This window comes from Microcoleus sp. PH2017_28_MFU_U_A, from assembly GCF_020738035.1.
Taxonomy (GTDB): domain Bacteria; phylum Cyanobacteriota; class Cyanobacteriia; order Cyanobacteriales; family Microcoleaceae; genus Microcoleus.
Map to the genome: position 1 here is coordinate 69,080 of NZ_JAEQCX010000035.1, position 15,026 is coordinate 84,105.

Annotated in this window: 17 protein-coding genes; all 17 read right to left on the reverse strand. The window is 46.4% G+C overall.

Annotated elements, in window-relative coordinates; all coding sequences use genetic code 11:
- Positions 1–2: 2 nt before the first annotated feature.
- The 17 genes from JGK14_RS06585 to fbp all read right to left on the reverse strand — a co-directional run bounded on the left by JGK14_RS06585 (position 3) and on the right by fbp (position 14,978).
- Complete coding sequence (locus tag JGK14_RS06585) at positions 3–1,466, reverse strand: AtzE family amidohydrolase (RefSeq protein WP_325314870.1); 1,464 nt, start codon at positions 1,464–1,466, stop codon at positions 3–5.
- Between the two features lie 14 nt (positions 1,467–1,480).
- Positions 1,481–1,657 carry a DUF4089 domain-containing protein gene (locus JGK14_RS06590; RefSeq protein ID WP_293211517.1) on the reverse strand — a complete coding sequence of 59 codons (177 nt, stop codon included), beginning with the start codon at positions 1,655–1,657 and terminating at the stop codon, positions 1,481–1,483.
- Positions 1,658–1,717: 60 nt separating this feature from the next.
- Positions 1,718–2,179 carry a KGK domain-containing protein gene (locus JGK14_RS06595; protein ID WP_293189727.1) on the reverse strand — a complete coding sequence of 154 codons (462 nt, stop codon included), beginning with the start codon at positions 2,177–2,179 and terminating at the stop codon, positions 1,718–1,720.
- A 100-nt stretch (positions 2,180–2,279) separates the two neighbouring features.
- Positions 2,280–2,732, reverse strand: a complete 453-nt coding sequence (locus JGK14_RS06600) for a hypothetical protein (RefSeq protein WP_293174559.1) — start codon at positions 2,730–2,732, stop codon at positions 2,280–2,282.
- Positions 2,733–2,743: 11 nt separating this feature from the next.
- Positions 2,744–3,052, reverse strand: a complete 309-nt coding sequence (locus JGK14_RS06605; RefSeq protein ID WP_293174562.1) for a hypothetical protein — start codon at positions 3,050–3,052, stop codon at positions 2,744–2,746.
- Between the two features lie 84 nt (positions 3,053–3,136).
- Complete coding sequence (locus JGK14_RS06610) at positions 3,137–3,589, reverse strand: hypothetical protein (RefSeq protein WP_293174565.1); 453 nt, start codon at positions 3,587–3,589, stop codon at positions 3,137–3,139.
- 17 nt (positions 3,590–3,606) lie between these two features.
- The gene (locus JGK14_RS06615) at positions 3,607–3,915 is read right to left on the reverse strand and encodes a hypothetical protein (RefSeq protein WP_325314871.1); all 309 of its coding nucleotides are present in this window, start codon (positions 3,913–3,915) and stop codon (positions 3,607–3,609) included.
- Between the two features lie 19 nt (positions 3,916–3,934).
- Positions 3,935–4,375 (reverse strand): KGK domain-containing protein, encoded by a 441-nt coding sequence (locus tag JGK14_RS06620; RefSeq protein WP_293174572.1) that lies wholly within the window; start codon positions 4,373–4,375, stop codon positions 3,935–3,937.
- Positions 4,376–4,523: 148 nt separating this feature from the next.
- Complete coding sequence (gene codA, locus JGK14_RS06625) at positions 4,524–5,537, reverse strand: cytosine deaminase (RefSeq protein ID WP_293231029.1); 1,014 nt, start codon at positions 5,535–5,537, stop codon at positions 4,524–4,526.
- Positions 5,492–5,782, reverse strand: coding sequence for a hypothetical protein (locus tag JGK14_RS06630; RefSeq protein ID WP_325314872.1), 291 nt, complete (start codon positions 5,780–5,782; stop codon positions 5,492–5,494). Before JGK14_RS06630 ends, codA begins: the two co-directional genes overlap by 46 nt.
- A gap of 135 nt (positions 5,783–5,917) precedes the next feature.
- Positions 5,918–6,409: an ureidoglycolate lyase gene (locus JGK14_RS06635; protein ID WP_293174575.1), complete on the reverse strand. Its 492-nt coding sequence runs from the start codon at positions 6,407–6,409 to the stop codon at positions 5,918–5,920.
- 100 nt (positions 6,410–6,509) lie between these two features.
- Positions 6,510–8,027, reverse strand: a complete 1,518-nt coding sequence (locus tag JGK14_RS06640) for a cobyrinate a,c-diamide synthase (RefSeq protein WP_325314873.1) — start codon at positions 8,025–8,027, stop codon at positions 6,510–6,512.
- Positions 8,028–8,307: 280 nt separating this feature from the next.
- Positions 8,308–9,672, reverse strand: coding sequence for a glucose-6-phosphate dehydrogenase assembly protein OpcA (opcA, locus tag JGK14_RS06645; protein WP_325314874.1), 1,365 nt, complete (start codon positions 9,670–9,672; stop codon positions 8,308–8,310).
- Positions 9,673–10,027: 355 nt separating this feature from the next.
- Entirely contained in the window at positions 10,028–11,557 is a 1,530-nt protein-coding gene (zwf, locus tag JGK14_RS06650) for a glucose-6-phosphate dehydrogenase (protein ID WP_293189723.1), read from the reverse strand.
- Positions 11,558–12,388, reverse strand: coding sequence for a hypothetical protein (locus JGK14_RS06655; RefSeq protein WP_293195681.1), 831 nt, complete (start codon positions 12,386–12,388; stop codon positions 11,558–11,560).
- A gap of 252 nt (positions 12,389–12,640) precedes the next feature.
- Positions 12,641–13,792: a transaldolase gene (gene tal, locus JGK14_RS06660; RefSeq protein ID WP_325314875.1), complete on the reverse strand. Its 1,152-nt coding sequence runs from the start codon at positions 13,790–13,792 to the stop codon at positions 12,641–12,643.
- Positions 13,793–13,904: 112 nt separating this feature from the next.
- Positions 13,905–14,978 (reverse strand): class 1 fructose-bisphosphatase, encoded by a 1,074-nt coding sequence (gene fbp, locus JGK14_RS06665; RefSeq protein WP_293174592.1) that lies wholly within the window; start codon positions 14,976–14,978, stop codon positions 13,905–13,907.
- Positions 14,979–15,026 lie beyond the last annotated feature (48 nt).

Sequence of the window (15,026 nt, forward strand, 5' to 3'; positions counted from 1 at the left end):
GACTAAATTGATTCGGCACATATAATGCCTTGCGATTCTAGTACCGCAGCGACTCGGAGAATCACCGCTTCGCTGTAGGGAGCACCAATAATTTGTACCCCCAAGGGCAAAGCGCCGGGCCGCTGTACGGGCACGCAAAGCACCGGCAAGCCTATAAATGATAGGGGTTGGGTGAACAGTCCCAGATTAGGACGCACTCTTGTTTCTTGTCCGGCGACGACCATTTTCTCAACACCAATTTCAGGAGCTGCGATCGGCGTGGCGGGTGCGAGAATGATATCTGTATGTTGGAATATTGCACGAATTTGAGACCGATACCACTGTCTGAATCTCTGTGCTTGCACGTACCATGTCGCAGGAATCAGGGTTCCAGCCAAAAAACGATCGCGCGTTGCCGGATCGAAGTCTTGAGGGCGCGTCCGCAAATTCTCCAAATGCAAGTTTCCACCCTCGCAAGCAGTAATTATAAACGCTGCCGCCCTCGCGCGATCGGATTCCGGTATGCCGACAGTTGCAAGCCCCCCGATTTTTCGGGGGTTTGTTGTTGTTGTTTCCGTCTCAATACCACAATTCAAGACATTTGTCAAGGCTAGGGCAACTATTTCTACAGCATCCATAGCTTCCGGTTCGGCCCCAGTAGCGAAATAGCCGTCAGCAACAGCAATTCGCAATCCTTCAATTCCTGTATTTAACTGTGGCGAAGTAAGTTCTGGCGGGCGTTGAGTGCAAACTGGATCGCGATCGTCCGTGCCTTGCAGGATATCATACAGCAGGGACATATCTCGGAGCGATCGCCCGAACGGCCCCACGCAATCCAAACTACTCGAAAACAAAAAAGCACCGGCCCTTGACAAACGGCCGTAAGTAGGCTTAAAACCAAACACACCGCACAGCGCAGCCGGTACGCGGATGGAACCGTTAGTATCGGAACCGAGGGTGAAGGGTACTAAACCGGCGGCCACTGCTGCTGCGGAACCGCCGCTGGAACCGCCGGCGATGCGCGCAGTATCGTGAGGATTGCGAGTTGGGCCGTAATGGCTGTTTTCGGTGACAAAACCGTAGGCGTACTCGTCCATGTTGAGCGTACCTACAAGGATAGCACCGGCTTGTTTGAGTCGGGCGACCCCTGCCGCGTCTTGGCTCGCCGGAGGGTTGTCAGCGTTAATTTTTGACCCTGCTAGGGTAGTAATTCCGCCGACATCGAACAAATTTTTGACTGCGAAGGGAACGCCTGCTAGCGGGCCTGGGTTTTCGTTATTTGCGATCGCATTATCTATCTTTTCGGCTGCTGCGATCGCACTTTTTGCGGTGATGGCAGTAAAGCAATTGAGTGTTTTATCTCGATCGGCAATTCGTTCTAATGCAGCATTCACAACCGCTGTCGCTGTAATCTTACTACTTTTAACTGCCGATGCTGTGGCGACTGCATCCGCTGCTGCTAAAAATTTGCGTTCATCTGCGTTCATCGGCGGTTAAAAATCTAAGGTTCAAACACTGGCGCAGCTTCGATTTCTGGGGGTAAGGGGAATTCTGTAACGAGTCGGGCGATCGCTGCTATCCTCTCGAAGTTTACCACAACGCCGGGACGATGTTCTGGGTCTAAGGGTAAGTTTATCAGTTCGGCGGTGCGATCGACGTATTCTTCTATATTAGTCATTTTTTTTCTGGCTAGCGTTGGAGTGCGATCGATTATTGTATTGTAAGGGCGATCGGGCTGTCATTTATTATCGCTCAGTTTTTTGTATTCCTCGGATTGTCGGATATCATCTAAAGGTGATTTTGGCTCTGGTGGTTCATCAGGACAAAACTTTATGGATGTCTGCGTTTTCCAAGACTGCAAAGTTGCATTGACTTCTATCTTAAGCTTTCCTTTTTGCCAACCCTTAGAACCAATTTTTAGAATTTGACAATCAATTCCTTCTTGAGGCGATTTCCAGTTTATATCCCCTCCCATAATTTTTGTTTCTTCGTTAATCGACAGATATTGTATCCACTGAATTATCGACTGCTCACGCTTGTTAGTTTCTGCTACATAAGTCTGAACCATTATCTTGTAAAACTTGCTAGCTGTTAGCTCTTTCAAGTGACGAACAGTAAAAGTAGCTTTCCCCAATAACAAAACATCATCTTCGCCGTCTAGTGTCTCATAGCTTGTATTGATTTTAACTTTTTCTTCCATTTTATTTTACCAATTTCTGCTCTTTGATATTTTATACCATTTCAAGCTATCTTAGTCAATCTGGTTAACAAAATCAATTTACTCTCGTACTTTCCCCAACTCAAACACTGACAGTTTCCCGCAACTTCTCAACGGCGACATCTAAGGGAGGCAAATCAAAAACCTCAGCATCCATCAATTCCTTAACCTTATCAAAAATTTCCACCTCCGCCTCTTCTTGGTCTGTCAGCTTATCATAAAAATAAGCGTCAGTAAACCACTGCTCAAAAGCAAACCTTAACACCCCATTCGGCTCAAGCATAAACTGCCAATACTTAGAAACTCGGTTATCAACTACTTCAAACAGCGGTGCCGGAGTCTGTATGGGATAATAGGTGTAATTATCATCACAAATATAGTACCAAACTCTTCCCTGCCACGATCGGATTGCATAAACAACATATTCCTTGCCAACTGTCAACGGCAATTCAACCTTTTTAGTATAACCTCGGGCAGGATCAATATAATTTTCCGGTAGAAGTTCTCCAGTATTAGCAATACAGCGAACAATCATAACTTGTATACCTATAAATTCTTAGGGGCTATTTTAGGATATTGTCGTTTAAACTTTAATTCAACTTGTTGCAAAATTTCCCTGTTTTCAAACCAGTGCACTTGTACGGAAGCTCCATTAATTACAAAAGCCTGAATGCTGGTTATTTTGTACCAGTCTTCGGGATTACCTCCATAGAGGGCAACCAGTCTGGAAACATCCCCTAGTATATCGTCAGATCCGCCCTGAATGGCTCTACAATTACCAGCTTTAGCATCTTGCAGTAGCAGTTGCTCTAGTAAATTTCTCGGACTCTCATCGGGAATAGCACCTTGCTTCATAGTTTAACAGTTTCCGATGTCATTTGTTGAAAAAGTATGTGAATCACACGAAAAAGACTAAATTGAACTTCTCTCTTTCTCAACTCAAACACTGACAGCTTCCCGCAATTTTTCAACGGCGACATCTAAGGGAGGCAAATCAAAATCCTCAGCATCCATCAATTCCTTAACCTTATCAAAAATCTCAACCTCCGCCTCTTCCTGATCCGTCAGCTTATCATAAAAATAAGGATCGGTAAACCACTGTTCAAATGCTATCATCAAGAATCCATTGGGCGAAAGTTTAAACCGCCAATACTTAGAAACTCTGTCATCAACCACTTCAAACAGTGGCGCCGGATTCTGCATGGGATAATAGCTGTAATTATCATCGCAGATATAATACCAAATAGTTCCCCGCCATTCTCTAAAAGCATAAACAACATATTCACGACCTACCGTTAATGAGAACTGTAGTTGTCTTGTGTAACCTATAGTAGGTTCTATGTAATCATCAGGAAGCAATGCACCTGTATTAGCGATACAGCGAATTATCATATTTTTTTCTTTCCTAATTACAGATTCTTGGGAGCTATTTTCGGGTACTGACGTTTGAACTTGTACTCTACATTTTCCTGAGTCTGACTATTCCGAAACCAATGAACTTGTACAGACGCTCCATCAATCATAAAAGACTGAATGCTGGTCATTTTATACCAATGTTCAGGATATCCACCATAGATTGCCACAAGTCTGGGAGCATCTCCCAGCATATTATTCACTCCGCCTTGAATACCTTTGCTATTTCCAGCAACTGCATCTTGCAGAAGCAGTTGCTCTGGCAAGTTTCTCGGACTCTCATCGGGAATAGCATCTTGACTCATAGTTTAGCAGTTTCAGAGGTCAGTTGTTATTAGCGAGTTTTTTGTACTCTTCAGATTGGCGGATGTCATCTAGAATAGATTCTGGTTCGGCAGGTTCATCAGGACAAAAATCACAACTTATTTGCACTTCCACGCTAGAGAAATTAAATTTTAAATAGGCTTTTACTCTTAGCTTACCTTTTTGCCAAGCTTGGGAACCGATTTTGAGAAGCTGACAGGTCATTCCTGCAGGAGGAAAAATCCATTGACCTTTATCTACTTTTAGATCTAGTTCACCAATAGAGCAATCATAAAACAATTTAAAAAACATTCTTACCTCTCGCGAGTTGGGTATTATTTCATTAAGGTTTTTAGCAAGCTTCTGTCGCATTAGGTCTTTAAATCTTTCAACTGTAAAAGTATCTTTCTCTATAAGCAAAATATCTGTATCGCACTCTAGGTCTTGAAACTTAGCGTTCATATGTGTTTGAAGGATTAATTTTATCTAAAAGCTATCATTTTTTACGATATTAGTCAAGGTTGCTTTTCCAGCTAAAACCCTTGATATTTTATATCGATAAAGTTGTTGTTTGTACAGCGCACTACTAAAAAAAACCGCAAGTTGACAGTCAGAAAAAACAAGTTTTTGCTGGGACAGTTTCCGCTAGCAACTTACCCCGCGAAATCACATACCGAACCGCAGCGCGCCTCCTAATTGCATCATAACAATCCTCAGCATCCAACACAATCAAATTTGCAGGTTTCCCCGCATCTATCCCATAATTATCATCTCCCAGATAGAGAGTTTTAGCACCGTTGACAGTGACCATATTAAAACAAGCTGCAATCTCAGCCATTCCCGTCATCTGACAAACATGAACCGCCATGTGAGCCACATCTAACATATTTCCCGTACCCAAACTGTACCACGGATCTTGCACGCAGTCGTGCCCCAAACTCACATTCAATCCATGCTGCCACAACTCCTTAACCCGCGTCACTCCGCGACGTTTGGGATAACTATCCGCACGCCCTTGCAGAGTGATATTAATCAAAGGATTAGCGATGAAATTGATGTGGGATTTTTGCAAAATTCCCATCAGCTTAAAAGCATAGGCATTGTTGTAGGAACCGAAAGCTGTCGTGTGACTGGCTGTCACCCGCGAACCCGCACCGCTTCTAATCGCACAAGCTGCTACAACTTCCAAAAATCTCGACTGTTCGTCATCGATTTCATCGCAGTGGATATCAATTAATTTATTGTATTTTTCTGCAAGTTCAAATATGCGGTGAACCGATTTTACTCCATCTTCCCGTGTCAACTCGTAATGCGGAATCCCGCCCACAGCATCCGCACCCATATCCAGAGATTTATCTAAAAGTTTGTCGTTTCCAGGACTCCCATAAATCCCGTCTTGGGGAAAAGCCACAACTTGCAAAGTCATCCAATCTTTGACTTCTTCTCGTACTTCCAAAAGTCCTTGCAAAGCAGTCAGCGTCGGTTCGCTAACATCAGCGTGACTCCTGACAAACAAAATCCCTTGAGATGCTTGCAACCTTAAAGTTTCAATCGCCCGTTTTTTGACATCATCCAGAGTTAAACCTTGCTTGCGTTCACCCCAAATTTGAATTCCCTCAAACAAAGTGCCGCTTTGATTCCATCGCGGTTCCCCGCAGTCAAAGCAGAATCGAGATGAATGTGCGACTCCACAAACGGAGGACTAACTAAATTGCCTTGAATGTCGATTTCCTGTTCGCCCATTCCTGATATGCGCGGCGATACCGCAACTATTGTATCATCATCGATCGCAATATCCACCGTTTCGCGATCGCCCGCACCCAACAAACGACATCGGCGCAGAACCATGCTATACTTTTGTTCACACATCCTATTTATTTCTTTCTCTTCCATCTCTTCCTCTGTGCCCTCTGCGCCCTCTGCGGTCAAAAAATCTTACTCAAAAAAACAACCCATAACGAAAAATAATCACCAGGAAGAAAGCGCAACGACAAATCACCAACATTAGACAATCTCAAACTCCAGATTGTGATGCTTCACCAAATCAAAGCTAAAATGGTCAACCACATTAGTATCGCTCAACTCCAGATTATAAAAATCCACAAAATCAGCATCAAAATAAGGCCCCGCGTGCCAAGTCCCCACATCTAACTTAATAAAACAATCACCCGGAATCCGAAAAGCAACAATATCCTCCAAACTAGGTCGATCGCTATCCCCAGGAGGCGCAACAGCCATCAACCAATCCTTCCCTTCCAGAGAACCCAAACACTGAGTACATTCAACGTGCCGCGTAATTTTACCAAACTTGCGACCCTTCTCGTGCAACCGCATAATGTAAAATCTAGGAATGCCATTTTGCAAATTTAACTTAGCATCCTCATCATCAAAAGACTTGCCATCAAAACTCGCAGAAATAACTTGACCGTAACTCCGAAAATTCTCCGATGTTATCCATTGTGCCGGCAATTGCTTCATTGAAACTGATGTACTCATAAATCCCAACACCTCCTCACTCATTTCATCAAAAACATAATACAAATACTCCTCTATCTCTCTTCTCTGCGCCCTCTGCGCCCTCTGCGGTTAAAAAAATCTAATTCACTCGATCGCCCAAAACACCCTTACAATCAAAATTAGAACACTGCTGCAAAAAACGAACCGCAATATCAGGGTTCGCACCCCAGTGCAAATGCAAATAAGCAGCGTGCACCCCATAAACCCCCCAACCTTCAGCAACCGCCTCAACTTCTCCCCGTTTGCCGTACCTCCAACTGTGATAAATTGGATTAGTTGGTTCCACTGTTAAATGCGATCGATGAAACTCATGTCCCCAAACCACATCCCCCGCAGTTAACACCAAACTATCTCCCACCGCCACAGCTTCTCGATATCCCAGAGTCAAACGCTTTCCCATCGCAGCCACAGCCGGCAAAACTCCCACTCCTTGCCAAGAATTCCCGTCGAAGTCTACAATCGAATCGCACAAGTACATCAAACCGCCGCACTCCGCATAAGTCGGCATTCCCGAAAAAATCGCACTTCTGACAGCATCCCGAATTAAAACATTACCGCTTAATTCCCCAGCAAACACTTCGGGAAAACCACCGCCAAAATACAACCCCTGCACATTCTCAGGAAAAACCGAGTCATCCAACGGACTCCAAAATACCAACTCGGCGCCCAACTCTTCCAACAAATCAAGATTGTCCTGATAGTAAAAATTAAAAGCCCGATCGCGCGCAACTGCAATCCTCACTCCAAATTTCCCCTCCAAACAATTGACAACATCATCTGTTTCTGTTACAATTTCATAAGGGAGACTGTATCTACCCAAAAGTTGCTCAGACCCCTCACCCCCCCCATGTAGATTTGCAGCCAACAAAGGCAAAAGTTTCTCCCAGTCAAAACTAGCAGCAGCTAAATCAGCCAATTTATCGATCGCACGATGAAGATTCGGCAACTCCTGGGCCGGAATCAAACCCAAATGTCGATCGGGAATAGTAACAGCCTCATCCCTACGCAAAACCCCTAAAATCGGTAAATTGAGCGGTTTGAGAGCATCTGTCAGCAACTCCAAATGTCGATCGCTCGCCACCCGATTCAGCACCAAACCAGCGAAATTAAGATTTGGGTTAAAAGAACGAAAACCGTGGGCGATCGCAGCCACAGAACCAGAAAGCCGGCTGCAATCTATCACAAACAATATCGGCAAATTCAACAAATAAGCAACATGAGCCGTAGAAGCAAAGGAAATAGGATAATTTTGTTCTTCTTCCCTCTTCTCTCTTCCCTCTTCCCTCTTCCTTCTTCCTTCTTCCTTCTTTGGAGAAACCCCATCAAATAAACCCATTACCCCTTCTACCAAGGCACAATCAACATCTTGAATGTGACGGGAAAAACACTTTTTCACATAATATTCAGACGTTAAAACTGGGTCTAAATTCCGACAGGGGCGGCCAGTAACAAAAGCATGAAACATCGGGTCAATGTAGTCAGGGCCGACCTTAAAAGATTGCACGTTCAAGCCCTGGCGGATTAAATAAGCTAAAAGGGCGATCGTTACAGTAGTCTTTCCCGCCCCGCTGCGTTCGCCCGCAATTACTAAAGTCATAACCCTAGATTAATCATAAAAAATACTGACAATTGATAATCGCTCAAATTCTGATATCTAATTCATATCTCTTTTCTCTCTCTGCGTTCTCTGTGTTCTCTGCGGTTTAATTATTTCTATGCAATCATAATCCATCTGAGTATTGCCCATCGAATAATATCTATTTAATGAACCGCGAAGACGCGAAGAGCGCGAAGGAAGAAAAGAGAAGAAAAGTAGGGCAGACGTTGCCTGCCCCACTGAATCTTAACTAATAAATTGCCCGTTGCCGAACTTGTTTTTACCGCTTAGCTAATTTTAGCAAGTGAGCTGTCACTGCCAAACTTTCTTCGTAAAGCATATCCCGGCCCCAACTCTGCAAGTGCTGGCCCAGCAACTGTTCCGTCACCTGATCGAACAGAGGAGTCACTTGGTTAAATCGATCGGTTTGAGCGCCTCCCTTCATTTCCATCCGCATACAGCCCCCCGTTTCCGAACACAGAACCGTACCGCAGGCCGCTTTCTCGTTCGTAGAATTTAAACGCAGAGCAATTAAATCGCCGGGGACATCGCCCGTATCGGCAATCGGAATCGCAGCTAACTCGGCTTCTACAACCCGTTCGTCCGCACCTGCGAATTTAATGCGCTTAATTTGGTAATCGCCCTCTTCTTGCTTGAAAGCAACCGGACGCCACTGAAGCCGGCTCGCCAGCCAGCCCAAATACATCAGCGCTTGAGTAGAATTGCCTTGTTCGTAATCGATCGTCACTCGATCGATCTCCCGAATTGCCGCCCTACGTTCCGGCGGATCGAAGGCCTCGGCAGCCAACTCCTGCCACGCCGCCAGCCTGCGCCAATTCAAATCCGCGATCGGAATTCCTTCCTCGATCAGACTTTGCATCAACAGCAATTCCGCTTCAGACTCGGCAAAACTGCTAGAGTCGATAATCACAGAACTGCTAGTTGCCGCCAGCCGCTGGAACAAACCTCGATCGGCATCGGGATTCGCTTTCCACCATAACAAAGTCGGCAAATCCGCGATCGTCAGCGCTGTCACGATCGCGCTCACCCGTTCCAGAGCAGCTTCCGTACCCCGCAGCGTAATATACTCGCAGCAGATCAGATTGCCGCTGCCGCGCTTGTGCACCGGACAGTAAGCAGCCACTTGAGCCTGCACGCCCGTATCTTCTCCCGCCGTCGGGCACAGAGCAATAATCCGGCAGGGATTCGCAGCTACGATCGCATCAGCCACCCCCGAACCCCCGGAACCCAAGCCACTCGAACCCAAAAGCTCTCCCTTGGCATTTTTGCGAGCCACTTCTTCGCGCAACATCGCCAACAATTCAGCGCTAGGTTTGCCACTTCTGGGCATTCCGTAAGCTTTTTGAGCAGCCCTGATGCTAGATGCCGTCATCGGCCCGCTAATACCATCGACAGGCCCGTCATAAAATCCCAGATCCGCCAATAATTGCTGGGTTTCTTCCGGTTCGTACACGACAAAAGTAAAAGTTGCTGCCCTAGTCGCGATCGGAAAATCGCCCTTCGAGCCTGATTCTCTGTAACTTTCCCAGATTTTACTCAGTTCTGCCTCTATTTGGTCGATCGACACATCTTTAGGGTTTTGCAGCGAAACCAGAGGCGGAGCTTTCATCGGTGTCATCGTCATCGGTTTTTTCTCCTTTCTTATTGGTTATTGGTTATTGGTTATTGGTTATTGGTCATTGGGCATCGGGCATCGGGCATCGGGCATCGGACATTGGTCATTGGTCATTGGTCATTGGTCATTGGTCATTGGTCATTGGTCACAACTGCTATCACGCAAGAGTTCCCGAACATTAGGATTACTAAATTAGTCCTTGATGATTCTTAAGTTAGCAACTCTTACCTAATGACAACTAACAACTAACAACTAACAACTAACAACTGACAACTGACAACTGACAACTGACAACTGACAACTGACAACTGACAACTAACAACTGACAACTGACAACTGACAACTGACAACTGACAATTGACTTTTAAAGTCGTCGCCACTTGCGGCCGTCTCTGTTAATCATTAATTCTGCTTCTGCCGGTTCCCAAGTACCAGCTTCATATTTAGGAACCAAACTTTGGTCGTTGGAAGATTCCCAAGCCATCAGCGCCGGAGTTACCACCCGCCAAGCTTCTTCCACTTCATCAGAACGGGTAAACAAAGTTTGGTCGCCCAGCATACAATCAATCAACAGGCGATCGTAAGCATCCGAAGATGTCACCCCAAACGAAGCACCATAACTAAAATCCATATCCACCGTCCGCGTCCGCAAATCTGGCCCCGGCATTTTCGCCTCAAACCTCAGCGAAATCCCCTCATTGGGATGCACCCGCATCGTCAAAACGTTAGGAGTAGTTTGTTGGGCCGCCGACTGAAAAATTAACAGCGGCACTTCCCGAAACTGAATTGCAATTTCGCTAACTTTTTTCGGCAACCGCTTACCAGTCCGCAGGTAGAAAGGCACTCCCTGCCATCGCCAGTTGTCAATCATAAACTTCATCGCCACAAAAGTCGGCGTTGTCGAGTTGGGAGCAACCCCCGGTTCTTCGTGATAACCCGGCACGGGTTTGCCTTTCATCCACCCTGCGGAATATTGACCGCGAATCGCGGAAAACTCTAAGTTATTCAAATCCGCCAAGCGAGTTGCTTGCAGAACTTTCATCTTTTCGGTGCGGATGCTGTCAGCATCGAGGGAGTTTGGCGGTTCCATCGCCGTCAGACAGAAAATCTGCATCAAGTGGTTTTGCAGCATATCCCGCAACGCCCCAGAGGATTCGTAGTAACCGGCCCGGTCTTCTACGCCCACAGTTTCTGCAACCGTAATTTGTACGTGATCCACAAATTGCCTGTTCCACAGCGGTTCAAAAATCGCGTTCGCAAACCGGAACACCATCAAATTTTGAACCGTTTCTTTACCCAAATAGTGGTCGATCCGGTAAACTTGCTGTTCTTGGCAAACCTGCTGCACCACACGGTTGAGAGCTTTTGCCGAACTCAAGTCGCGGCCGAAGGGTTTTTCAATTACCAAGCGATGTTTTATTGGATCGGCAAGCATTTGAGCTGCGCCCAGTTGCCGAATTGCTTCTGGGAAAAAGTTCGGAGAAACGGACAGATAAAAGATGTGATTGCCGCGGGTTCTCCTTTCTTCATCGAGTTCGGCTAAGAAAGCTTTGAGTTTTTGATAGCTTTCGGGGTTATCAATGTCGCCGGGACAGTAGTACAAACCTTTGGCGAAATCTTGCCACAATTCCTCATTGCTAATACCGCCGCCAAATTCTTCGATGCCTTCCCGCATTTGTTCTCGGAAGTAATCGTGACTCCAGGGACGGCGGGCCACACCCACGACGGTAGTTTCTGGTGGTAAACGCCGATCGAGCTTCATCTGATAAATTGCTGGTACCAGTTTGCGCTGGGTGAGATCGCCGGAAGCTCCAAATATCACCAGAATTTGCGGTTCCGGCATCCGTTCTTTTCGCAAACCAACCCGCAGTGGATTTTCAAGTATCGTTACCATTTATTTTCCTTGTTCTAGTGCTGTTAATCTTGCCAGTACAGCATGATAATTTGCCGTCATTTCTGCTAATTGCTGGGTCAGAGAGTTGATCTGCCCTTCATATTCGGCTTTGACTTCCGCCCGGATTTCCTCTCTGAGTTCCGCTATAACTTCCGCCCGGATTTTAACCCTTTCAGCAGCTAGTCGAACTTCCCAATCTTTATCTCGTTGTCGCAGTTCAGCTTTTAGCTGCCTGTTTTCGGCTCGAAGTTGCTCCATTTCCAACGCCACAGCAGCAGCACGCCGATCCCTCTCTCTGTTTTGCTCTCGGATTTGCTGTCTGAGGCGTTGATTGTCCGATCGCAATTTTTCCAATTCTGAAGCAGTATCCTTGGGAGTTCGCCCGCTTCCTAGCGATGGAAATCGCTGTTCAACCAAACGCTGAACTGCTGCACCAGTAGGAATCCCGTTGGGCGATGACTCTACTGCTTCTTGCCAAATTTCTAGCTGTACCTCGGGGGGCAATCCCTTTAATGGGCGGATTTGATATTCTTTAACAAGGGAATTGTGTACGTTCGTACACAAATTTTCCATAATCTCAGCCGCGTCAATGAACTGATAAGCTCTTCGTTTCGTGATTCCCCACTTTTCGTGGCAATAAGCCTCAAAATTCTTGTGGGTTTCCCGGTACAGTTTTTGTTCCCGAATTTCCTCAAGGGCTTTGCCAACTTCGTAAAAAGTATGAAGTCCTTGTTCTACGATCGATTCGAGTTGTTGAAGCCTCGCCCGTTCAGCGATATCCAGTTGGGCGTTGACTTCCTCGCTTTGTTGAATGGTATGGGGAGTTAACATAACACTTCTTTAGCAGTCAGGTATGAAAAATCAGGAATTTGCGGACTTGATATTCTTTGACAAGGGAATTGTGTACGTTCGTACACAAAATATTCTGTGACAAGGGAATTGTGTACGTTCGTACACAAATTTTCCATAATCTCAGTCGCGTCAATAATTGGGGACGAGCATTTAATCAGGATTCAGGAGCCAAAACGATTATGTGTTCAGACTCCTGAGAGTTTCTGCCCTTACCGATACCAAATCGGCGAACTATACGGGTGCGAGCCTCTTAACTTTCTCTTCCAAGGAATCCATCAGGGATTGGAAGGGGCTGACGAATTTCTCGATCCCGTCCAGGAGCAAGTCTTCCATCACTTTGTCCAAGTTGATGTCGATGTCGGGATCTTTGAGACTTTCGATCAGACTGTAAGCTTCTGCAACGTTATTCTCAATCCGGGGCGCGACATCGCAGTGATCGAAACAAGCTTCAACGGTGTTCGGTGGCAAAGTGTTCACCGTATCGGGGCCGATTAGCTCATCCACATACATCACATCGCTGTAGTTGGGGTTTTTAGTGCTGGTACTCGCCCACAGCAGTCGCTGCACTTCGGCTCCCTTTGCTGCTAATGCTTGCCAACGATCGCTCGCGACGATCTCTTTATACTTCTGGTAAGCTACCTTGGCATTGGCGATCGCAATTTTCCCCTTCACTGCTTCCAGTTTGGCTTTGGTGGAAATATCTGTGACGTTTTTGAGTTTCTCGTCAATCTTGCCATCGATATTGATGTCGATCCGGCTCAAGAAGAAACTGGCAACAGAAGCGATGTTGCTCACATCCAAACCCTTAGCTGCCCGCGCTTCCAAACCGCGAATGTACGCCCAGAAAGTTTCGACGTAGCTGTCAACCGAGAACAGCAAAGTCACGTTAACGTTAATCCCTTCACTGATGACTCGCTCTACGGCGGGCAAACCTTGAGCAGTTCCGGGAATCTTGATCATCACATTTGGTTTGCCGATCGCCTGATAATAGCGCAAGGCTTCGCTAATTGTACTTTCTGTGTCATTCGCGATCGTCGGTGGCACTTCGATACTGATGTAACCGTCCAAACCCTTCGACTCTGCGTAAACCGGGGCGAAGATGTCGCAAGCGTTGCGGATATCTGCAAATACCAGAGATTCGTAAATCTCTAGCACAGATTTGCCAGCCCGGATGCCCGCTTCAATATCCGCGTCGTAAATCACATTACCCGCGATCGCCTTCTCAAAAATGGCCGGATTCGATGTAATCCCGCGCAGCCCGCGACTTTCAATCATCTTTTTGAGTTCGCCGGACTCGATCAGATTGCGGGTCAAATTGTCCATCCAGATGCTCTGGCCAATTTCTTTGATTTCTAACAGGTGATTCTTTGTCGCTTCTGTCATGATCTTTAACTCCTAAAATTTGATAATTGGTCATCGGGAATTGGGCATCGGGCATGGGGAATTGGCAGTTAAAACTTTCTTCCTTCTTCCTTCTTCCTTCTTCCTTCTTCCTTCACTCTTCAAGTGTTATGGGATTGCGCGATCGCTCTTTAATAAAAGACTCAACCAACGCTACATTTTCTTTACTGCCAATAATCAAAGGCGTGCGCTCGTGAATTTTAGTCGGCACCACGTCCAAGATGTCTTGAATACCCGTACTAGCGCGCCCTCCGGCTTGCTCCATCAAAAACGCCAAAGGAGCCGACTCGTAGAGTAAACGCAATTTGCCATCGGGGTTTTTCACGGTTCCGGGATACAAAAACACGCCTCCCTGAAATAAAATCCGGTGAAAATCTCCCACCAAAGCCCCGCCGTACCGAGCAGTGTAGCCTTGATTTCGATGTACGTAGCGAATGTAATCCCGATAAGATTCTTCCCACTGCCAAAAGCTACCTTCATTGACACTGTAGATCGGGCCGTTATCTGGAATCTTGATGTTTTCGGTTGATAGAATAAACTCGCCTAAACTGGGGTCGAGGGTAAATGAATGAACGCCTTGCCCGATCGAATAAACCAGCATGGTACTGGGCCCATACAGCACGTAGCCGGCAGCGATTTGTTTGTGCCCGTGTTGGAGCAAATCGGCAGCAGAACCGTCTTCATCATCCCCCTCTTGCTTGCGGATGCTGAATATGGAGCCGACATTGAGATTGATGTCAAGATTGGAAGAACCGTCTATGGGATCGTAGAGCAGACTGTAACGCCCGATCGGACAATTTTCAGGAATATAGTAGGGTTTTTCCATTTCCTCGGAAGCCAAACGGCAAACAAGTCCACTTTGCTGGAATACCGAGATAAACACTTCATTAGCATAGATATCCATCTTTTTGACAGATTCTCCCTGCACGTTTACAGCCCCTGTAAACCCTAAAGCATCTTCCATTAACCCGGCTCTGCTGAGTCGCCTTGCGATCAACTTTGCAGCCAATCCGATGCGACTCATTAGGGCACTCAAATCCTGAGCATCTGCTGAAAAGCTGTGCAGTTGCTGGAGTACATGACGGGATAGAGTCGTACAATCGCGGTCTAAGGCTTGTACCTGCTCGGTTTGGCCTAGGCGGGCTTCCCCTGTCGGCGCGTTTACCATGATTTTGATGTTCTCCCTGTCTTGTGGCTCGCTAGTTTGGGATTTTTC